We start from the raw sequence: 20,382 nt of genomic DNA on the forward strand, positions 1-20,382 counted from the left end.
CGGCCACCGTCGATGAGCTTGACGTCCCGGTGCCCGTAGAACTTGAAGTACCAGTACGCGTAGGCGGCGAACCAGTTGTTGTTGCCGCCGTAGAGCACGACGGTGTCGTCGTCGGCGACGCCCTTCGCGGACAACAGGGCGGAGAACTGCTCCCGGTTCAGGAAGTCGCGACGGACGCCGTCCTGCAGGTCCTTACGCCAGTCGAGCTTGATCGCGCCCTCGATGTGCCCGCCGTCGTAGGCTGCGGTGTCCTCGTCGACCTCGATGAACACGGTCTTCGGTGCGTGAAGGTTCTGCTCTGCCCAGTCTGCTGAGACCAGGACGTCGGAGCGAGCCATGGAGTTTCCTTTCGGTGTCGACAATCTCGGAACTCTCATCGTCTATCCGGCACCATCACCTCGCCAGCATTACGTGCAGGACGAGTCCAATACTCGTCCGGAGAGCCGGGACAACATCGGTACCGGATGCTCTAGTCCGGATGAAGCACGAAGAATCGAGGAACAGCACGAGTTTTCGCCGTGCTGATTTCAACCGTTGCCGCACGCGTACGTCACGGCACACACTGGCCGTCCGAATGTCTGCTGCGGCAGGGAGGATCATGAACAACGAACCGCTCGATCTGACTGCTGACGTACTGGTGATCGGTGGAGGACCCGCCGGCACCTGGGCGGCCCTGGCCGCCCGGCGCACCGGCGCCACCGTGGTGTTGGTGGACAAAGGCTACTGCGGAACGAGCGGAGCGACCGCACCTTCCGGCACGGGGGTCTGGTACGTCCCGCCCGATCCGGGAGCGCGAACCGCGGCGAAGAGCAGCCGGGAGGCGCTCGGCGGGTATCTGGCGGATCACGGCTGGATGGATCGTGTTCTGGATCAGACGTGGGAGAACATGCATCTGCTCGCCTACGACGGACGCTACCCTTTCCCCGTGGATCCGACTACGGGCGAACAGATTCGCACCGGAGTGCAAGGTCCGGAATACATGCGCCGCATGCGTGCGTGGATCGCGCGCATGGGGGTTCGGATCCTGGACCACAGTCCGGCACTCGAGCTCCTCGTCGACCGGGACGGACGCGTGCGCGGTGCGAGCGGATACGGCCGGCACGACGAGCGCGACTACCGGGTCCGGTCGGGGGCGGTCGTGATTGCCACTGGAGGGTGCGCATTCCTGTCCGGCGCGTTGGGCACCAACGTGAACACCGGCGACGGTGCGCTCATGGCAGCCGAGGTGGGAGCGCGGCTGTCCGGCATGGAGTTCTCCAACGCATACGGGATCACCGCGGTGGACTCGACCGTCACCAAGACGGCGTACTACGGATACGCCACGTTCTTCCACGCCGATGGACGCGTTCTCGACGGTGCCGCTTCGGCGGCCGGCAGATCGGTCATCGCTCGAACGCTCCTGCACGAACCGGTTTTCGCCCAACTTGACCGTGCAGACGAGGCGACGCAGCGGGCCATGCGGGTGGGCCAGCCGAACTTCTTCCTCCAGTTCGACCGACGCGGCATCAATCCCTTCACCGATCGCTTCGAGGTGACGCTCCTCGCCGAAGGCACGGTGCGCGGAACCGGCGGCCTCGACGTCGTGGACTACACGTGCGCAACGACGGTGCCCGGGCTGTACGCGGCCGGTGATGCGGCGACCCGGGAACGAATCTGTGGCGGGTTCACCGGCGGCGGGAGCCACAATGCAGCCTGGGCGATGTCGTCGGGCACGTGGGCCGGGGCCGCGGCAGGGCGCCACGCGCGTACTGTCGGCAGCGGGGGTCCTGTCTCCGGCGGGGGTCGGATCGGTATCCGACCGACCGGTCGAGTGGCGCTGACCGCCACCGCCCTGACCGTGGAAGCACAGGCACAGCTCCTGCCGTACGAGATCAACTATCTCCGTACCGGATCGCTTCTGCGGCCGGCTCTTCGGGAACTCGAGCACCTGTGGGAGGAGGCGAGCCGCGGACTCGCCGGAACGGGTCGGGATCGCATCCGGGCACGGGAGGCCGCAGCGATCATGGCGGTAGGCCGGTGGGCATATCACTCGGCGCTGGCCCGGACGGAATCGCGGGGCATGAGCAGGCGCGCCGACTTCCCGTCCGTGGATCCGGCTCAGCATCATCACGTCCTGAGCGGCGGCCTCGACGAGGTTTGGACTGCGACCGGTGCCCGCGTCGGCGAGAAGACTGCGGCCGCGTCGTGATCGAACTCGTGCTCGCCGACGAGTGCATCGCGTGCGACAAGTGCATCGACGTGTGCCCGACCGACGTCTTCGAGCGTGACCACTCGGGCATCCCCGTGATCGCACGCCGGTCGCAGTGCCAGACGTGTTTCATGTGCGAAGCCTACTGTCCGGTCGATGCTCTGTTCGTCCATCCGCAGTCCGGACCGTTGCAACCCGATCAGCGCATTCCCGAAGCGGAGATCGGACGATACCGCGACGACATCGGTTGGGGGCGCGGCCGTGTTCCCGGTGCCCGCATCGCAGTCGGGCCGCCGGTACCGCACGGCGAACTGCCCCCCCGGTTACGTTGACAGGCTGTAGTACGGACCGGCCACGGCCGGGGGTATGAATCAGCCGGATCGCAACGCTGGCGTGCCGGCCTGGATCCGGTCATCGTGTGGAAGGCAGCCACGCCTCGTGCGACCGCTGCCCCAACGTCCCCACCATTGACTCGGCCGACCGGGCAGGTGTGATTCGCCGGTCGACGTGCGGCCGGGCGACCACGGTGGGGACGATCCCCGACCGACCCGGACGCGCACATGATCGAGCACGTCCACTGCTGCGAACGGAATTCAACACATGAGCCTCGAGTTTCTCTGGTACATCCCCAATACGGTGGAACCCGGACACCGAGGGGACGACACCGTCGATGGCTGGGGCAGCCTGGACTACTCCACCGACCTCGCGCTCACCACCGAACAGCACGGCTGGGCAGGGGCTTTGGTGGGGACCGGCTGGGGCCGCCCCGACACGTTCACCGTGGCGACGGCGCTCGCGGCGCGCACGACCACGTTCAAGCCACTCACTGCGATCCGGCCGGGATACTGGCAGCCCGCGCACTTCGCCAGCGCGGCAGCCACACTCGACAACCTCAGTGGGGGACGTCTGCTGATCAACATCGTCAGCGGCCGGGACGACCTCGCCGCCTACGGCGACGTCGAGGGTGACCAGGACCAGCGCTATGCCCGGACGAAGGAGTTCCTGCAGATCACCCGCCGTCTGTGGACTGAGGAGAACGTCACCTACGAGGGGGAGTACTTCCGGGTGCACGGGTCGACCCTGACGCCCAGACCCTTCCGGTCCGAGACCGGGCGGCACCCACGTCTGTACTTCGGCGGCGCGTCCGCGGCTGCCGAGAAGGTCGCGGCGACCGAGGCCGACGTGCAGCTCTTCTGGGGTGAACCGCTCGACGACATCGCCGAGCGGATCGACCGCCTCCGGTCCCTGGGCGACGCCCTCGGCCGTGAACACGCGCCATTGGAGTTCGGTTTGCGGATCACCACCGTGGTTCGCCACACGAGCGAGGAGGCGTGGCGTGCGGCGGAGGAGAAGGTGGCGCGGATGGCCGAGAATGCCGGTGTCGTCCGGCAGGACGACCACCGACAGGGCGCGGTGGGCCAGCAACGCCTGTTCGCGCTCGCCGATCGTGGCGACGTGCTGGACTCGTGCCTCTACACTGCGCCCGGCCGGGTCGGGGGCGGTGGCGCCGGTACGACGTGGCTCGTGGGCTCGCCCGAGGAGGTGGCCGACGCTCTGCGCAAGTACCGGGACCTGGGCATCACCCACTTCGTGCTCTCGGATACTCCGTACAAACAGGAGATCATCCGGATCGGTGACCGTTTGTTGGATCTGCTGCGTGAGCCCCTCTCCGCCTGAGCATCGAGTTCTCCGAGCACACGAACGGGGCGCCCGGGCTCACACGGACCGGGCGCCCCGTTCATTCTTCCGCTTCTTCCCCTCGGGTTCGAGCAGGTGTACCGCCATGCCGATCGGTTATGCCGATCTCCGTAACGACGGGTCGGCGAGCGCCTCGGGGATCTTTCCGGTGTCCCGTTCGCGGAAGACCTGTCCCGGCGGCACGATCTCGTCGATCCGGTCCAGGGTCTCGTCGCTCAGTGTCACCTCACCCGCAGCAAGATATGCCTCCAGGTGGTCGAGCGTGCGCGGACCCACGATGGCGGAGGACACGTCGCGGTGGCTGAGCACGAACGCCACGGCCAGCTGGACCAGGGACAACCCCAGGTCGTCGGCGAGCCGCGCGAGCGCGTCTGCGGCGGCGAGCTTGTCGGCGTTGTCCGGAGAGTCGACATCGAATCGGCCCGGGATCAGGTCGGCTCGCGCCGACTCGGGCTGCGGCGCCCCGATGCGGTACCTGCCTGTGAGCCATCCGGCGGCGAGCGGACCGTAGGTGAGCACGCCCAGCCCGTATCTGCGGGCGATGGGCAGCGTCTCGCGCTCGATGCCACGAATGAGCAACGAATACGGCACCTGCTCGCTCACCGAGCCGACGAGCTGGCGCCGCGCCGCAGCCCACTGCGCCTCGACCAGTTCCGTCGGCGAGAACACGGATGTGCCGTAGTAGCGGATCTTCCCCGAGTGCACGAGATCGTCCAGTGCTCCCACTGTTTCGTCGATACCGGTGATCGATTCCGGTCGGTGCACCTGGTACAGGTCGATGTGGTCGGTGCGCAGCCGGCGCAGGCTGTCCTCGACGGCCCGTACGATCCACCGGCGCGAGTTTCCGCGATGGTGCGGGTTGTCGTCGACCGCGCCGTGGAACTTGGTCGCGAGAAACACGGAATCGCGGCGCCTGTCGAGGGCCTTGCCGACGATCTCCTCCGACTCGCCGCGGGAGTAGGCGTCGGCGGTGTCCACGACGGTGATCCCGGCGTCCAGGGCGCGGTGCAGGATGCGGGCGGACTCGTCGTACGACGTTCCGCCCCGCGCACCGAAGTTCATCGTGCCCAACGTCAGCGGGCTGACGCGGACCCCGGTACGACCGAACACACGCAGATCGGACAGGGACATCTCAAGCCTCCCGGATCGAGCGGCGCCGGGTCGCAGCATCGGTCAGTGAGGGGGGCAGATATCCCTCGTCGGCGGGGCTGATCGTCACTCCCGGTGCGACGATCTCGTCGATCCTGTCGAGGATCGCGCTGTCGAGCTCGACATCGACCGCACCGAGCTGGCCCTCGAGGTGAGCGAGAGTGCGCGGCCCGATGATCACGGAGCTGACCGCGGGATGCTGCAGCACGAATGCCAGGGACAGGTGCACGAGAGACAACCCGGTGTCCTGGGCGAGCTTGTACAGCTCCTCGGCAATCGCGCGCTTGCGGACGTTGGCGGCGAGTTCCGTGTCGTGGCGGTGCGGCTGCCGGGCGAGCCGGCTGGGCGTCGCGCTCTCGCTCTCGCCGGGACGGTACCGGCCGGACAGCCACCCGCCGGCGAGCGGGCTCCAGGTCAGCACGCCCAGGCCGTACTTCTGCGCCGTCGGCAGTGTCGAGCGTTCCGCGGCCCGGGCGAGGATCGAGTACGGGGGCTGTTCCGTCACGGGTGCCTGCAGATTCGCCTGCTCGGCCGCCCACTGCAGCTCGACGAGTTGATGCGGTTCGTGGGTGGTGGTACCGAAGTAGCGAATCTTCCCTTGGCGGACGAGATCGTTCAGAGCTCCGAGGGTTTCCTCGACGTCGGTGTCCGGATCCGGTCGATGCGCCTGATAAAGGTCGAGGTGATCGGTCTGCAACCGGCGCAGACTGTCCTCGACGGCTTTGAAGATCCAGTAGCGGGAGTTCCCCCGGTGGTTGGGGTCGACTCCGATCTGTCCGTGGAACTTGGTCGCGAGGAACACATCCTCGCGGCGACCCTTCAACGCCTTGCCGACGATATCCTCGTTCTCGCCCTGCGAATACACATCGGCGGTATCGACGACGTTGATCCCGGCGTCCAGTGCTCTGTGGATGATCCGGGCGGCGTCGTCGTGATCCTTGTTGGCCCAGACCCCGAAGTTCATCGCTCCCAATGCCAACGGAGAGACCTTCACTCCGGTGCGCCCGAGGATGCGGTACGTCATGGTGTCCTACCTTCCGACGGTGTTGGTGGCGAAGGAGTTCGCGGGCACGGACAGGCCGAGGTGCCCGCGCAGCGTCGCGGACTCGTATGCGGCACGGAACAGACCGCGCTGCTGCAGGATCGGCACGACCTGATCGACGAAGTCCTCGAGGTGCGCCGGGAGCACGGCGGGGATGATCGTGAATCCGTCGACCGCGCCGGTCCGCCACCAGCGCTCGATGTGATCGGCTATCCTGTCCGGCGTGTCGGCGACGACCCGGTGTCCGCCGAGAAACTCCGTGAGCAGGTGCCGGACCGTGTGCCCCGTCTCGGCCGCGTAGCGGGTCAGGGACCGGAAGAAGCCCTCCGGCCCGATCCGGTTCTCGGGCAGTTCGAACAGTGTCGCCGGGAGCGGCGCATCCGGATCGAGGTCGGCATCGGGATAGCCGAGCCACGCCGCGAGTTGCCGCACCGGGGCGCTGTCCCCGTCGAGACGGTTCTGCAGTTCGTCGAATCGGTCCCGGGCCTGTATCGCGGTGGCGCCGACCACTGGGACCAGGCCGGGCAGGATCCGGACGTCCGTGCCCGCCCGGCCGCGCAGTACCGCGGCCCCCCGCACGTCGTCGGCGAACGCCACGGCGCCGTCGAGGCCGAAGTGCGTGGTGTAGACGACCTCGGCGTGAGCCGCCGCGAACGCCCGCCCCTGCGTCGACGCCCCCGCCTGCACGAGCACAGGTCGCCCCTGCGGCGACCGCGGCACGTTCAGTGGGCCGGCGACGGAGTAGAACTGCCCGCGGTGCTCGACGGCGTGCACGCGGCCCGGGTCGGCGAACCGGCCTCCGACCTGGTCGGCGATGAGCGCACCGTCCTCCCAGGAGTCCCACAGCCGCTGGACGAGCCGCACGTACTCGTCGGCCCGCCGGTACCGCTCGTCCCGGTCCGGCAGCTCGGTGATGCCGAAGTTCCGTGCGGCGCCCGGTTCGAAGGTGGTGACGACGTTCCATCCGGCCCGGCCGTCGCTGATGTGGTCGAGGGACAGGATCCGTCGCGCGAGGTTGTACGGCCGGTTCAGTGTCGTGGTGGCCGTGGGAATCAGGCCGACACGCTCGGTGGACACCGCGAGCGCGCTGGTCAGCAGCACCGGATCGAGCGTCGCCGCCGGCGCCGACGCGATAGACGGCTGCTGCACGGGGATGTCCGGGAACAGCAGGCCGTCGAGGTGAGCGCGCTCGGCGATCCGCGCGGCACGCACGTAGTGGTCGAGCCGGACGAACGCGTCCGGCTCGAGCGCAGGGTCCTGCCACGCGGCGGGGTGGTAGCCCGCGCTGCCGATGTTGACGAGGAAATGCAGGGACCGGCTCATCGGGCCACCACCGCTTCCGCACCGGGGCGCACGTAGGACGGAGCTGCCAGCCCGAGGTGTTCCCGCAGCGTCGTTCCCTCGTACTCAGTGCGAAACCGACCGCGCTGCTGCAGGATCGGCACCACATGGTCGGCGAAGTCGTCGAAGCCGTCGGGCAGCACGTCCGGCATCAGATTGAAACCGTCGGCGACACCGCGGTCCACCCAGTCCACGATCGCGTCGGCGATCTGCTCCGGCGTTCCGGTGAGAATCCGGTGGCCGGCACCACCCCCGAGCCGCCGCAGCAATTGCCGCACGGTGAGCTTCTCACGCCGGGCCAACCCGAGCGCGATGCGGTAGAAGGTCTGCGACCCACCGGCCTCATCGGGATCGGCGAGCAGATGCCACGGCAGCGGCCCTTCGAGCTCGAGAGCGTCCTCGTCGACGCCGAGCTGACCCGCGAGCCGGGACAGTGCGTACTGTGGCGGCACCAGTTCGTCGAGCAGTTCCCGCCGGCGACGCGCCTCCTCCTCCGTGCTGCCGACTACCGTCGACAGGCCCGGAAGGATCACGACCTGCTCGGGACTGCGGCCGCAACCGGCGGCCCGGGTCTTCACGTCCTGGTAGTACTCGCGGGCCTCGTCCAGGGTCTGCGCAGCGGTGAAGATCACCTCGCCGACCGCGGCGGCGAGGGCGCGGCCGTCCTTGGAGGCCCCGGCCTGCACGATCACGGGTTCCCCCTGCGGTGAGCGCGGCACGTTGAGCGGGCCTGCGACGTCGAAGTGGCGGCCGTGGTGGTCCACCCGGTGGATCCGCTCACGATCCGCGAAGCGCCGGTTCTCCTTGTCACCGACGAGCGCGTCAGCTTCCCAGCTGCGCCACAGTGCGCGCACGACCTCGACGAACTCGCCGGCGCGCTCGTAACGGTGCGCATGCGCCGGCTCGTGGTCGAGGCCGAAGTTGCGCGCGGCCTCCGTCCCCGCGGTGGTGACGACGTTCCAGCCGGAGCGACCACCGCTCAGTTGATCGAGCGTCGCAAACCTTCGTGCGACGTCGTACGGGTCGTTGTAGCTCGACGACAGGGTGCCGATCAGCCCGATTCGGCTCGTGGCCGCGGCGACCGCGGCGAGCACCACCGACGGCTCGAGGCTGTTGAAGGGCCGGTACCGCAGGTCCTCGCGGATGCCCGGACCGTCGGCTAGGAAGACCGCGTCGAGCTTCGCGTCTTCGGCGCGGCGGGCGATGTTCACGTAGTGTTCGAGGCGGAAGCTGTCGAGCGGGTCGGTGCCGGGGAACCGCCAGGAGCCGCCGAAGACGCCCTTGTTGAGAATGTTGACGTTCAGATGTACGGGGCGCGGTGTCACGACGCGGACTCCTCCGGTGCGCCGGCCGCGAGCGCGCTGCGGCCGAGGTTGGTGATCAGGAAGTCGCTCTGGGGAAAGTGGACGCGGCCCACCATCGCGTTGCGGTGGTGCCGTTCGAGCGGATTGCTGCGCGAGAGGCCGGGATTGCCCGTCAGGTCCAATGCAGACTCGGTGATGCGGATCGCGGTGGTGGTCGCGACGTGCTTGGCCAGGCCCGGCAACGGGCTGTGGTCGTCGCCGGATTCGACGGCGCGCACCGCTTGCCGGAGCAGAGCACGGCTCGTCTGCAGTTGCGCTTCGATCTCCCCGACGCTGTCGTGGAACCGCGGAACCGTTGCGAGCGATGCACCGAGCGCGGTGGGTACCCGGTGGTGCAGGTACCGCACGAGCCAGTCCCGCGCGGCGGTCGACACGCCGTTGTAGTTCGCGGCGAGGAGCAACGGCAGGGCCTGACGGCCTACTGCACGCACCTTCGCGGTGCCGTCGTTCGGGTCGCGCAGATCGACGATCCGGTCATCGGGGACCCTAGCGCCGTCGAACCGCACGGACTGCGTGTCGGATGCGCGCAGACCCAGGTGGTCCCAGGTCGGCAGCACCTCCCAACCCGGCGTGTCACGGTCGAGCAGGAACGTGACGACCTTGGGGTCGGGCTCGGTGGTGCTGGCCGTCACAGTGAACCACCTCAGGCCGGATATGCCCGTCGCGTATGCCTTTTCGCCGTCGATTCGCCAATGCCCGTCCGGCAGGCGGGTGGCGGTGGTGGCCGGAATGCCACCGCGCGACTGGCTGCCGAGCTCCTTCTCGACGGCGAGGCCGTTGATGAGGGCGCCGTCGGTCACGGCGGTCCGGAACACCAGATCCCGCAGTCCCTGCGGCCACGGGCTGTCGGGGCGGCGAAGTTGCAGATGATTGGTGTAGTTCCACTGCAGGATGAGCCCGACCGACGGGTCGGCGGCGCCGACTCGCTCGATCACCTCGACGGCCTCGGCGACGCCGGCTCCCTGCCCGCCGTACTCGGACGGGACGGTGAGCGCCTGCGCGCCGAGCGCATGCAGCTCGGCAAACGACGCGTACGGGAATTCCCCGGTATGGTCGTGGTGTTCGGCACGCTCGGTGATCCGCGCCAGCACGGCGGCGAACGCGCCCTCGTCGAGGCCATGCAGAGCACCGGCACGTTCCGGTGCGGCGGGTAGGTCCACTGTCATCATCGGTTCCTTGTCCGTCAGCCGGCCAGGCCGACCGTAGATGCGCGTGTGTACTCGAGTCCGAGGTTGCCGCGCAGGGTGGTGTGCGCGTACTCCCCACGGAAGAGACCGCGCCGCACCAGCTCCGGCACTACCTGATCGACGAAGGCCTCGAGTCCGGTCCCGACGTCGCCGGGCATCACGGTGAATCCATCGGTGGCGCCGGCCCGGAACCACGCTTCGATCGTGTCGGCGATCTGCTCCGCGGTCCCGACCACGAGCCGGTGTCCGGCGCCACCGGCGAAGCGGTGGATGAGTTCCCGAGCGGTCAGCGGGACGTCGGAGAGGAGCGCCCGGATGCTGGTGAGAAATCCCTCCGAGCGGGGGGCACCGGCGGCAGGAGCCGGCAGATCCCCGGCAGTGACGACGGTGTCGAGGGTCAGCGTCGCCGGATCCAGGCCGAGTTGCCCGGCCAACTGTGGCAGCGCGGTGCCCAGCGGGATCGTCTCGCGCAATTCGCGTTCACGTTGACGAGCCTGCTCCTCGGTGTCGCCGACGACGGTGATCAGGCCGGTCGAGGTCCGCAACGAGTCGGGCGCACGGCCTGCGGCCCCCGCCCGGCGGCGCAGGTCGGTACGCAGCGCGTGCGCGACCTCGACGGTCTGCGCGGCGGTGAACACCACGTCGGCGTACCGACCCGCCAGCGCCAGTCCACCCTCCGATGCGCCGGCCTGCACGATCAGCGGGCGGCCTTGAGGGGATCGCGGCAGGGGCAGCGCGCCCGCGACGGAGAAGTACTCGCCGTGATGTTCGGCGCCGCGGATCAACTCCGGGTCGGCGAAGCGGCCCGTCGAACGGTCGCCGATCAGCGCACCCGGCTGCCACCCGTCCCACAACTTGGTCACCACCTCGACGAACTCGTCTGCGCGGCGGTAGCGATCGGCCTTGTCGGGCACCTCCGCATAGCCGAAGTTCGCTGCCGCGGAATCGAGCTGGGTGGTCACCACATTCCAGCCCGCTCGACCACCGGTGAGGTGGTCGAGAGACAGATACCGGCGTGCCAGGTTGTACGGATCGTTGTACGTCGAAGATCCGGTGGCGATGACCCCGATCCCCGAGGTGCCGGCCGCGGCGTGCGCAAGCATCACCACGGGATCGAGCCCCAGACCGGGGGCGTTGCCGATCTCGCCGGACAGCGCGGGGCTGTCTCCGACGAATACTGCTGTGAGGGAACCACGTTCGGCGATGCGGATCAGTCGGCGGAAATGTTCCGGGTCGACGAAATCAGTCGGGTTGTTGCCCACGGTGCGCCAGGCCCCTCGGAAGTGCCCGGGGGTGAGCAGGGAGATGTTCAGATGCAGGTGTTCGGTGGTCACGCCGGAAGCCGGCAGGGTGGTCATGAGTATCCTTCACAGCGGCGGCAGGAGCCGGGCCCGGGTCGGCTGCGGAGATCGTGCGACGGGCGACGGGCGACGGGCGACGGGCGACGGGCGACGAACAATATCCCGGTTCCAGTATCGACGCGGTTGCCGTACTGAACAAGCAAGGGCTGCTAAGAGAAACGTTCAGATTCTCTGAAGTGGAGTCAGGACACCAGTCGCAGCGGCGCCGCCTCCTGGCGCAGTGCACGCACCGCGGCCGCCACAGCCGGACGTTCGATGGAGGCCTGCCGGTACGTGACTCCGAGCCGACGGACCGCTCCGGGGATGGGGCCGGCGACGAGGTGCCGATGTCTGTCGTCGACCGAAATCTCGGGTACGACCGAAACGCCGAGCCCGCGATCGACCAGTTCGGCCATCGCCGTGAAGCTGCCGCTGCGGTGCTCGATCCTGGGCGTGAATCCGGCTTGTCTGCAGGCGAACATCACCGACGCGATGGACGGCGCTCCGTCGTGGGCGGCGATCCAATCCGCGTCGGTGATCGCCCGCAGGCCCTGCTGCTGGGTCCGATCGCGAAGATCCGGCGGCGCCAGCAGCACCAACGGATCGTCGAACAGGAATTCGGTCGCCAAGCCGGTAGGGAGATCGCGACTGCTGAACGAGTACGTGTAGGTCACGGCCAGATCCACCTCCATCCGACGGATCGCCGGCACCACGTCGACCGGTATGGCCTCGACGAGCCGCACCCTGAGTTCGGGATGCTCCCGCCGCAGCCGCTGTGCGACGGGAATCGCAAGACGGGACAGAGCAGTTCGGAAATGCCCGAGGGTGAGGACTCCGGTCACGGACTCGCCGGTGGCCTCGACCGCGCTCTCCGCCTCTTCGAGTGCGGCGATGATCCGGGCCGTGTGGTCGACGAGGACGCGACCGGCGAGCGTAAGGCGAAGGCCACGTCCCTCCCGCCGGGTGAGGACGGCCCCGACCTCCTCCTCGAGGATCCTCATCTGCTGCGACACCGCCGACGTGGTGATTCCGTGCAGTTCCGACACAGCAGTCATCGTGCGGTGTTCCGCCAGATCCCGCAGCAGGACGAGTCTCCGAACGTCGTACATTCGCATCCTCCGTCACTTGCGACTCGTGTCCGTCCATCGTGACGGATCCGCGGTCCGGCGGACAGGGTTGCGCTCACCGCGATCCTGAACCACCGAGGCGAGAGCACGGCCTACCCGAGCGTCGTCATTCCGGATCACGCCTCGCCGGCGAGGGCGAGCACTTCGGCTCGGCCCACGGTGAGATCGGCACCCGCCGCGACCGGAACCGTGCCGGCTCCGGTGCGGAATCCCACGCGCAGTCCCCGCAGGCGCACTCGTCGGGGTGTGCTCCGGCGATGAGACCTCGTCACTTCTCGGTGTAGGCGGTGGCGAACGTCTTCGGCGCGGTGCCGTTGACCAGGAAGTCGCCGATGACGGTGGGCTTGTAGACGACCGGATTATGCGACGCGAGGGTGCGAGCGTTGCGCCAGTGCCGGTCGAAGTTGTGGTGCTCGCGCACCGCGGAGGACCCGCCGGCATCGAAGATCCGGTTCGCCGAATCGAGGACTGCGTCGATGATCGCGATCTGCGCGGCGGAGGTGCGGACGAACACCTCCGGGTACACGTCCTCGGCGTCCCCACCGGCGGCGAATCGTTCGTTCGCGGCGTCGAGGTCGGCGGCCACGGTCCGCACCAGGTTGTCGACGACGAGCACGTTGGTGGCGATCCGGCCGACGGCCCCGAGGACCGAGTAGTCCTCCGTGGGTCGTTCGGACGGTGCGTGCAGGCTCGTGCGGGTCCGGCTGCGCACCAAGTCGATGGCGTCGTCACGCAGGTTTCGTGCGATGCCGGCGAGGGTGGCCAGATGCACGAGTTGCACGAATGTCGGCTGCTGACCCAGGAATCCCGGTCTGGCTTCGAACTCGCCGAGTTCCGCGACCGGCGCCGCATCGAATCGGGTGGTGCCGCTGGCCGTGAGCCGCTGTCCGAAGCCGTCCCAGTCGTCGACCCGCTCGACGCCCGGGCCGGTGGCGTCGACGATCACAAAGCGCCGCCTGCCGGCCGCGTCGACGACGGCGACCCGCACGTAGTCGGCGTACAGCGTTCCCGTGCTGTAGTACTTCTCCCCGGTTACGACGAGCCGTCCGTCGACGTCCGTGACGATCGTCGAAATGTCCGATACAGCCTTACCCTTCGTCTCGGACTGTGCGTTTCCGAACGCCGCGCCCCGGCCGATCCGGCCGAGCCAGTGGGCGCGCGCATCGCCGTCGACGGTGTTGCGTAGGATCTCGACAGTGGTGAAGTGGCCGCGGAGAATCTGCGGGATGTTGGAATCCGCCTGTCCCAATTCCGCAAGTAGATCGAACAGGGTCGTCAGGCTCACCCCGTAGCCGCCGAACTCGGTGGGGACGCGCAGGGCGCCGAAACCCGCGGCGAACAACTCGTCGACCTCGGCGTAGGGCAGGAACCGGTCCCGTTCGCGCTGTGCCGCGCCCGCGGCGATGCGGTCGAATATCCGCCGGAACTCGGGAAGATCGGTGTCGAGTGAACGCTCGACGAGCGGTGCTGCAGTCATGTGTGCCTCCGGGTCAGGTTCGTAGTTGCGGCGCTCAGCGCTGCCTCAGGCCGGTGCCGTGCACCCCGAACTCATCGATGACGGCGAACTCGTCGGCCGTCAGCTCTGGACCGGACAGCGCCTCGAGGTTGTGCTCGAGCTGCCACGTCGAACTTGCACCGACCAGGGCGCTGGTCACCTCGGGACGTCGCAGCACCCATTGCAGGGCGAGTTGCGCCAGAGACTGGCCGCGCTTGTTCGCCAGGTCGTCGAGTGCGGCCGCGCGCTGCCGGTAGACGTCGGAGATGTCGTCCGGGGACAGGAAGGCACTGTCGGCGGCCCGCGAATCCTCCGGGATCGCCCCGTCGAGGTACTTATCGGTGAGCAGGCCCTGTGCCAGAGGCGAATACGCGATGAAGCCGCTGCCGTACTCGGCCTCCACCTCGAACAGGTCCTCGTGCTCGGCCCGGCGGTCGAAGATCGAGTAGCGGGCCTGGTGGATCGCCAGCGGCACACCGGCCTCGTGCAGCAGCTTCGCCGCTTCCCGGGCGCGTGCGCCGCTGTAGTTGGAGATACCGACGTACAGGGCCTTGCCGAGGCGCACCGCCGTCGCGAGGGCATCGACCGTTTCCTCCAACGGGGTGTCCAGGTCGGGGCTGTGCGAGTAGAAGATGTCGACGTAGTCGACACCGAGATCGCGCAGACTCAGATCGAGCGAGGACAGCAGGTTCTTCCGCGATCCGCCGGACAGGTACGGGCCGGGGCCGATGGGGTTGCCGGCCTTGGTGGAGATGACGATCTCCTCCCGGTGGCGCCCGAGATCCTCACGCAGCAGCCGGCCGAAGTTCTTCTCGGCGGCACGGAACGGGGGGCCGTACCGGTTGGCGAGGTCGAACGAGATGATGCCGAGGTCGAAGGCGCGCAGCAGGATTTCGCGCTGGGTGTCGTACGGTGTCTTGTCACCGAACTTCTGCCACAGTCCGAACGAGAATTCCGACAGCTGCAGTCCGCTGCGGCCTGACCGCCGGAACCGGGCGGCGTCGTAGCGGTCTTCGTGTGCCACGTAGGTCATGGTCTTTTTCTTTCCGTTCGTTGTATCGGTAGTTTTGGACGCCGTCTCAGACCGAGGTCTCGGCGAGGTACCTTCCGGGCACCGCCGACAACAGCGTCCGCGTGTAGGGGGCCTGCGGGTCCGCGAAAATGTCCGGTACCCGCCCGGTCTCGACGATTCGGCCGCGGCTCATGACGGTGACGTCGTCGGCGATCAGGCGCACCACTCCCAGGTCGTGGGTGATGAACAGGTAGGTGAGGCCGAACTCGGCCTGCAGGTCGACGAGCAGTTGCAGGATTTGGGCCTGTACGGACACGTCCAGCGCGGAGACGGCTTCGTCGAGCACGAGGATGCGGGGATCGGCGGCCAGTGCCCGGGCGATCGCGATGCGCTGGCGTTGGCCGCCGGACAGTTCGGCGGCCTTGCGGTGTAGGTGAGCGGATTCCAGGGCGACCGCGTCGAGCAATTCGAGCACGCGTGCGCGGCGGCGGCGCCGATCCTCCTCGAGGCCGAACGCCGCCAGCGGCTCGGCGACGATCTGTTCGACAGTGAATCTCGGGTTCAGCGAGGAGTACGGGTTCTGGTAGACGAACTGGATCCGGCGGCGAACCGGGCGCAGTTTCCGCCCGGGCAGATGTCCGATCGATTCACCCTCGAGGCGTACGTTGCCGGCGTCGGGCTCGGTCAGTCCCAGCGCGATGCGCGCCAACGTCGACTTCCCGGCACCGGACTCGCCGACTACGGCGTGGGTGCGACCGGCGACCACGTCGAGGCATGCATCGTCGACCGCGGTGAACTCGGTCGGTTTCGCGCCGGCGACGCGCACGGCGTACCGCTTGGTGACGTGTTCGAGGCGCAGGATCGGCTCGCCGACCGCCGCAGCGGGATGCGCCGCCGCCACAGCCTCCACGTGCGGCGAGTGTCGGAGGCGCCGACTGTGCGACGACGGTGCGGCCGCCACGAGTGCTCGGGTGTAGTCCACGGCAGGCCGGTCGATGACGCGGCGCGTGACGCCCTGTTCGACCACCCGTCCGTTCTGCATGACGATCAGCCGGTCGGCGCGATCGGACGCAACCCCAAGATCGTGGGTCACGAGCAGGATGCCGAGCCCCAGATCGTTCCGCAGAGCGGTGAGGTGGTCGAGAATCGTCTTCTGCACCGTCACGTCGAGCGCGGAAGTCGGCTCGTCCGCCACGAGGAGCTTCGGGTCGCTGGCGAGAGCGATCGCGATGAGTACCCGCTGCTTCATGCCGCCCGACAGCTCGTGCGGGTAGCGCTCGTAAACGCGCTCGGCGTCCGCGAGGCCCGCCAGTTGTAGTTTCTCGACGGCGAGGCTTCGCGCGACGTCCGTTGGTGCCCGGCGGTGCAACCGGATCGCCTCGAGAACCTGGACGCCCACCCGCTTGACGGGGTTGAGCGAGGTACCCGGATCCTGCGGGACGAAGCCGACGAACGGACCGCGGAGCCTGGACAGGCGCCGGTCGCTCCACCGGGTGGTGTCCTCGCCACCGAGACGGACGGTACCGGAGTCGATCCGGGCCGACCGCGGCAGCAGCTTCAGTGCCGCATGGATCGTGGTGCTCTTTCCCGACCCGGATTCGCCGACGATCGTCACGAACTCCCCCGGGTAGACGGACAACGACACGCCGCGCACGGCGTCCTTGCGGCGGCCGAGCGTGCCACCGTAGCTCACACGCAGGTCGTCGACGGCGAGCAGGGGGCCCGCGCCGGAAACGATTGCCGGGCCCGGCCCGGTGATGTCGGTGCTCATGATCACTTCCCCAGCGACTTGCTAATGCGATTGGTGGACAGCACGACCAGCGCAATGACAATGCCCGGAAGGATGGAGATCCACGGGTACGTCGCGAGATAGTCGCGGCCCTCGGACACGGCCAGGCCCCACTCGGGTTGCGGCGGCGGGGCACCATACCCGAGAAAGCCGAGTGCGGCGACGGCGAGGATCGCCGCGCCGCATTCGAGGGCGGCCAGCGACAGCACCGCGGACGCGGAGTTGGGAAGGACGTGCCGCAGCATCACGCGCCCGAATCCCGCCCCCGATCCGTACGCGGCCTCCACGTAGTCGCTCTGGACGACCTTGAGGACTTCCGAGCGCATTACCCGAGCGAACGCTGCGATAGCCGAAATGCCCACCGCCAAAGCAATGTTCATGGTTCCGTACCCCAGGGCGGTGACCACGGTCATGGCGAGCAGCAAGCCGGGGACCGCCAGCAGCACGTCGACGAATCGCATGACGACGCTGTCGGTACGGCCGCGGACGAAGCCGCTGAGCAGTCCGACGGCCGAGCCCACGACGAATCCGACCAGCACGGCCAGCAGCGTCGCCGACAGCGTCGCGGACGTTCCGTGAATCAAGCGCGCCAACAGGTCCCGTCCCAGCCGGTCGGTACCGAACGGGTGGGCGAGACTCGGCGGCGCGAAACTGGCGTCCGGGTCGCCGTCGAACGGGCTCTTCGCGGTGAACCAGGTGGGGGCGAGCGCCCACAGGATCGCGGTGACGACGACCAGCCACGCCGCGACCAGTCCCGGGGCACGCACCACAGCGGTCGCGACGCGACGAACCGTCGCCGGGCGCCGACGCTCGTCGTGGTTGCGCTCCGGCGCAGACACCGTCGCCGGCGGAGCGATCTCGAGTGTGGTCACGGCATTTCCTCCGGGTCAGCTCGCCAGTACCCGCGACCGAAGCCGCGGATCGAGGATCGGGTACACGATGTCGACAAGGAAGTTGACGACGACGAACACCAGCGCCGCGAACACGACCACGGCCTGGACCAGCATGACGTCCTGAGTGCTCACCGCCGTCTCGGTGAGCCGGCCCAGCCCCGACCGGGAGAAGACCGTCTCGACGATTACGGCCCCCGCCAACAGGTTTCCGAAGGTCAGTCCGGCGATGGTGAGTGCGGGCAGGCTCGCGTTCTTGAGCACCTCGCGGACGAGGACCCACGACCGGGTGGCGCCCTTGGCTACCGACACCGTGACGTAGGGCGCGTGCAGCCCAGATCGGATGTTCTCGATGAGCAGTTGCGCGATCGGCGCGGACACGGGGATCGCCAGGGTCACCGCCGGCAGCACGAGCGAGGCGGCCCCGTCGTTGCCGATCGGTGGGAACCAACGCAGCTGGAACGAGAACACCTGCAGGATAGCGAGCCCGACGAGAAAGACGGGAACGGACACTCCGGCAGCGGGCAGAGCGGTGACGGCATTGGCGAGCCATTGCTTGCGGACGGAACTGGCGGCGAATGCGATCGCGAATGCGAGCACCACCGCAATCGTCAGCGCGGCGGCCGCCAGGATCGCGGTCTGCGGCAACGTTTCGAAAATCATCGACCACACATCCCGCCCGGTACGCGTCGACGTTCCGAAGTCGCCCTGAACCGCGTCGAACAGACGGGTCGCGTATTGCATGATCACCGGCTGGTCGAGTCCGTAGTACTCCCGCGCCTCCGCCCGGTCCTCCGCCGAGACCAGTTCGGCCTCGTTGGGGTCGAACATGAGATCAACTGTGTCGTACGGCAGGACGTACAGGAGGACGAACGTGATCGTGTAGGCGGCCCAGATCACGAAGATCGACTGACCGAGCTTGGACAGAACGTACCGCGTCATGATCAGCCCTGTTCGATCCAGGTGTCGTAGAACACGTTGCGGGACTGTGCTTCGTAGCGCACGTTGTGCACGTGCGGCGCCGCTGCGGTGACCTGCGTGGGGTTGTAGACCGGCACCGACAATACCTGGTCGAACAGGACGAACTCCTGCGCCGCCTTCGCGGCCGCCGCCCGCCTGCCCGGGTCCAGTGTCTCGTTGACTGCACGGAAGGTGTCGACGGCCTTTTGATAGGCCAAATCGTTCTGCTGGATCTTGGAACTGTTGGTGTAGAGCGGCGAGTAGGTCTGCTCGAGGACGGCCACGTCACCACGGCTGGTGTTGAACACCTGGATGTTCCACTTGCCCGTCTGCTTGGATGCTGCGGTGTAGTCCGGAATGGGCAGCACCTCGAGCTGGAGCTCGATCCCGATCTTGCGCAGGTCCTGCTGGATCTGCTCGAAGGCGGGCTTGTTGACGACCAGGTTGTCGATGCCCAGCAGGTTCAGCGACAGTCGCCGACCTTGCGGATCGACACGGATGCCGTCGGCGCCGACCTTCCAGCCCGCGTTGTCGAGAACCTTCTTCGCCCGCTCCTGATCCTCGACCAGGCGGTCGCCGAAGTCGAAGTAGCCCGGTACTCGCTCCGAGATGATCGAGGACGACAGCTTGTAGCTGTCCGTGAGCACCGTCTTGCGGATCGCATCTCGGCTCCACCCCAACGACACCGCTTCGCGGACGGCGCGATCGGTGGTCGGGAACACGTCGGTCTTGAAGTCGAACGCGATGTCGCGGCCCGGGATCAACTGGGGGACGATGCGGTATCCCTCGGCCGTCAAGGGTGCTTCGTCGGCGATGTTGACGTCGAGGATCGCGTCGACTTCCCCGGCGCGCAAGGCTCCGCTGCGCACACTCGCCTCCGGGATCACGCGTATCTCGACCCCGTCGAGATACGCGTCCCCGTTGTGTCCGCGCGACGCCGGTGCCCAGTTGTAGCCCTCCCGCTTGGTCAGCACGGTTTTCTCCTGATAGACGTGATCGGAGACGTAGAACGGGCCGGTGGTGACGATGTTCTCCGGCAGTGCGCGCTGTTCCCTGGTCAGCTGCAGGGTCGAGTGCCCGACGATTCCGGAGAAGTAGTGCGACAGTGCCTGGAGGAAACCGGCATTGGGCTTGTCGAACGTCACCTTTGCGGTGTAGGGGTCGATCACCTCGGTCCCGGTGTACCCCACCCAGTACGCGGTGACCGGAACGATGCCGAGTTCCTTGTTGCCGAACCCGAGCAGATCGAAGTTCTCCTTCACGGACGTGGCATCGAACGCGGTGCCGTCAATGAAAGTGACGTCGTCGCGGAGATGGAACACGAATTCGGTGACGGAGTCGTTGACGTCCCAGGACACGGCGAGCCACGGCTCGAGTGCACCGGTCTCCGGGTTCTGGTAGACGAGCTTGTCGGAGATGTTGCTGGTGATCAACGACTCCGGGTACGAGCTCCCCGAGTGCGGATCGAGATTGGCCGGTGCGTCGAGCACCGCGAAGCGCAGGGTCCCGCCGGAGACGGGCGTCCCGCCGTCGTCGGTCGTCGAGGTGACCTGTGGCGAGGCGGCGCATCCTGCCAAGATCGCGGTCGCCGCGGCGATCACGATCACAGCCGCGGCGCGGACCCGGAATCGTCGACTCATCGAGCTGTAACTCCTTGTTCTCAAAAGGGAAGCGTTGTTCCTGCTGCCCGGCGCGGGCAGCATCCGGGTCGGGGAGGACCTCCGAACGCGGCCGGTGTACGGCACGGCAAGGTCGGGAGAAACGGGGGTCGGATGCAGGCGGTCAGCGACAACACCGGTG

At 67.9% G+C, this 20,382-nt stretch carries 17 protein-coding genes; 3 read left to right on the forward strand and 14 right to left on the reverse strand.

Annotated elements, in window-relative coordinates; all coding sequences use genetic code 11:
- The coding region (locus AIIKEEIJ_RS01570) for a rhodanese-like domain-containing protein (RefSeq protein ID WP_274386277.1) at window positions 1–338 on the reverse strand (338 nt) is incomplete at its 3' end.
- Between the two features lie 260 nt (window positions 339–598).
- On the opposite strand from AIIKEEIJ_RS01570, the gene AIIKEEIJ_RS01575 reads away from it, so the two are divergent.
- From AIIKEEIJ_RS01575 to AIIKEEIJ_RS01585, 3 genes are all read left to right on the forward strand, one after another.
- Window positions 599–2,188, forward strand: a complete 1,590-nt coding sequence (locus AIIKEEIJ_RS01575; RefSeq protein ID WP_161994783.1) for an FAD-dependent oxidoreductase — start codon at window positions 599–601, stop codon at window positions 2,186–2,188.
- Window positions 2,185–2,520 (forward strand): 4Fe-4S binding protein, encoded by a 336-nt coding sequence (locus tag AIIKEEIJ_RS01580; protein WP_161994784.1) that lies wholly within the window; start codon window positions 2,185–2,187, stop codon window positions 2,518–2,520. The genes AIIKEEIJ_RS01575 and AIIKEEIJ_RS01580 overlap by 4 nt, the downstream gene beginning before the upstream one ends.
- A gap of 268 nt (window positions 2,521–2,788) precedes the next feature.
- A complete protein-coding gene (locus AIIKEEIJ_RS01585; RefSeq protein WP_161994785.1) occupies window positions 2,789–3,865 on the forward strand; it encodes an LLM class flavin-dependent oxidoreductase in 1,077 nt (358 codons plus the stop codon).
- 117 nt (window positions 3,866–3,982) lie between these two features.
- Here the strand turns inward: AIIKEEIJ_RS01585 and AIIKEEIJ_RS01590 are convergent, their stop codons facing one another.
- The 13 genes from AIIKEEIJ_RS01590 to AIIKEEIJ_RS01650 all read right to left on the reverse strand — a co-directional run bounded on the left by AIIKEEIJ_RS01590 (window position 3,983) and on the right by AIIKEEIJ_RS01650 (window position 20,222).
- Window positions 3,983–5,017 (reverse strand): aldo/keto reductase, encoded by a 1,035-nt coding sequence (locus AIIKEEIJ_RS01590; protein ID WP_202916433.1) that lies wholly within the window; start codon window positions 5,015–5,017, stop codon window positions 3,983–3,985.
- A gap of 1 nt (window position 5,018) precedes the next feature.
- Window positions 5,019–6,059, reverse strand: a complete 1,041-nt coding sequence (locus tag AIIKEEIJ_RS01595) for an aldo/keto reductase (RefSeq protein WP_161994786.1) — start codon at window positions 6,057–6,059, stop codon at window positions 5,019–5,021.
- Window positions 6,060–6,065: 6 nt separating this feature from the next.
- A complete protein-coding gene (locus tag AIIKEEIJ_RS01600; protein WP_161994787.1) occupies window positions 6,066–7,400 on the reverse strand; it encodes an NtaA/DmoA family FMN-dependent monooxygenase in 1,335 nt (444 codons plus the stop codon).
- On the reverse strand, window positions 7,397–8,743 hold the full coding sequence (locus AIIKEEIJ_RS01605; protein WP_161994788.1) for an NtaA/DmoA family FMN-dependent monooxygenase: 1,347 nt from the start codon (window positions 8,741–8,743) through the stop codon (window positions 7,397–7,399). The genes AIIKEEIJ_RS01600 and AIIKEEIJ_RS01605 overlap by 4 nt, the downstream gene beginning before the upstream one ends.
- The gene (locus AIIKEEIJ_RS01610; protein ID WP_161994789.1) at window positions 8,740–9,951 is read right to left on the reverse strand and encodes an acyl-CoA dehydrogenase family protein; all 1,212 of its coding nucleotides are present in this window, start codon (window positions 9,949–9,951) and stop codon (window positions 8,740–8,742) included. Before AIIKEEIJ_RS01610 ends, AIIKEEIJ_RS01605 begins: the two co-directional genes overlap by 4 nt.
- A gap of 14 nt (window positions 9,952–9,965) precedes the next feature.
- The gene (locus AIIKEEIJ_RS01615; protein WP_161994790.1) at window positions 9,966–11,327 is read right to left on the reverse strand and encodes an NtaA/DmoA family FMN-dependent monooxygenase; all 1,362 of its coding nucleotides are present in this window, start codon (window positions 11,325–11,327) and stop codon (window positions 9,966–9,968) included.
- Between the two features lie 185 nt (window positions 11,328–11,512).
- Entirely contained in the window at window positions 11,513–12,418 is a 906-nt protein-coding gene (locus AIIKEEIJ_RS01620) for a LysR substrate-binding domain-containing protein (protein ID WP_161994791.1), read from the reverse strand.
- A 286-nt stretch (window positions 12,419–12,704) separates the two neighbouring features.
- Window positions 12,705–13,913 carry an acyl-CoA dehydrogenase family protein gene (locus AIIKEEIJ_RS01625; RefSeq protein WP_161994792.1) on the reverse strand — a complete coding sequence of 403 codons (1,209 nt, stop codon included), beginning with the start codon at window positions 13,911–13,913 and terminating at the stop codon, window positions 12,705–12,707.
- 34 nt (window positions 13,914–13,947) lie between these two features.
- A complete protein-coding gene (locus AIIKEEIJ_RS01630) occupies window positions 13,948–14,964 on the reverse strand; it encodes an aldo/keto reductase (RefSeq protein WP_161994793.1) in 1,017 nt (338 codons plus the stop codon).
- A gap of 46 nt (window positions 14,965–15,010) precedes the next feature.
- On the reverse strand, window positions 15,011–16,714 hold the full coding sequence (locus AIIKEEIJ_RS01635; RefSeq protein ID WP_161994794.1) for a dipeptide ABC transporter ATP-binding protein: 1,704 nt from the start codon (window positions 16,712–16,714) through the stop codon (window positions 15,011–15,013).
- A 2-nt stretch (window positions 16,715–16,716) separates the two neighbouring features.
- Window positions 16,717–17,604 (reverse strand): ABC transporter permease, encoded by an 888-nt coding sequence (locus AIIKEEIJ_RS32815; RefSeq protein WP_338020892.1) that lies wholly within the window; start codon window positions 17,602–17,604, stop codon window positions 16,717–16,719.
- 15 nt (window positions 17,605–17,619) lie between these two features.
- On the reverse strand, window positions 17,620–18,564 hold the full coding sequence (locus AIIKEEIJ_RS01645) for an ABC transporter permease subunit (protein WP_161994795.1): 945 nt from the start codon (window positions 18,562–18,564) through the stop codon (window positions 17,620–17,622).
- A gap of 2 nt (window positions 18,565–18,566) precedes the next feature.
- Entirely contained in the window at window positions 18,567–20,222 is a 1,656-nt protein-coding gene (locus AIIKEEIJ_RS01650; protein ID WP_202916434.1) for an ABC transporter substrate-binding protein, read from the reverse strand.
- Window positions 20,223–20,382: the final 160 nt, after the last annotated feature.

Origin of the sequence: Rhodococcus sp. YH1, assembly GCF_009939605.1 — a bacterium.
Lineage (GTDB): Bacteria > Actinomycetota > Actinomycetes > Mycobacteriales > Mycobacteriaceae > Rhodococcus > Rhodococcus aetherivorans.

Coding starts and splice junctions, on each gene's coding strand:
- AIIKEEIJ_RS01590 (WP_202916433.1), bottom strand. CDS start 5,017: ATGTCCCTGTCCGATCTGCGTGTGTTCGGTCGTACCGGGGTCCGCGTC.
- AIIKEEIJ_RS01630 (WP_161994793.1), bottom strand. CDS start 14,964: ATGACCTACGTGGCACACGAAGACCGCTACGACGCCGCCCGGTTCCGG.
- AIIKEEIJ_RS01625 (WP_161994792.1), bottom strand. CDS start 13,913: ATGACTGCAGCACCGCTCGTCGAGCGTTCACTCGACACCGATCTTCCC.
- AIIKEEIJ_RS01595 (WP_161994786.1), bottom strand. CDS start 6,059: ATGACGTACCGCATCCTCGGGCGCACCGGAGTGAAGGTCTCTCCGTTG.
- AIIKEEIJ_RS01650 (WP_202916434.1), bottom strand. CDS start 20,222: ATGAGTCGACGATTCCGGGTCCGCGCCGCGGCTGTGATCGTGATCGCC.
- AIIKEEIJ_RS01610 (WP_161994789.1), bottom strand. CDS start 9,951: ATGATGACAGTGGACCTACCCGCCGCACCGGAACGTGCCGGTGCTCTG.
- AIIKEEIJ_RS01635 (WP_161994794.1), bottom strand. CDS start 16,714: ATGAGCACCGACATCACCGGGCCGGGCCCGGCAATCGTTTCCGGCGCG.
- AIIKEEIJ_RS01575 (WP_161994783.1), top strand. CDS start 599: ATGAACAACGAACCGCTCGATCTGACTGCTGACGTACTGGTGATCGGT.
- AIIKEEIJ_RS01620 (WP_161994791.1), bottom strand. CDS start 12,418: ATGTACGACGTTCGGAGACTCGTCCTGCTGCGGGATCTGGCGGAACAC.
- AIIKEEIJ_RS01585 (WP_161994785.1), top strand. CDS start 2,789: ATGAGCCTCGAGTTTCTCTGGTACATCCCCAATACGGTGGAACCCGGA.
- AIIKEEIJ_RS01645 (WP_161994795.1), bottom strand. CDS start 18,564: ATGACGCGGTACGTTCTGTCCAAGCTCGGTCAGTCGATCTTCGTGATC.
- AIIKEEIJ_RS01615 (WP_161994790.1), bottom strand. CDS start 11,327: ATGACCACCCTGCCGGCTTCCGGCGTGACCACCGAACACCTGCATCTG.
- AIIKEEIJ_RS01600 (WP_161994787.1), bottom strand. CDS start 7,400: ATGAGCCGGTCCCTGCATTTCCTCGTCAACATCGGCAGCGCGGGCTAC.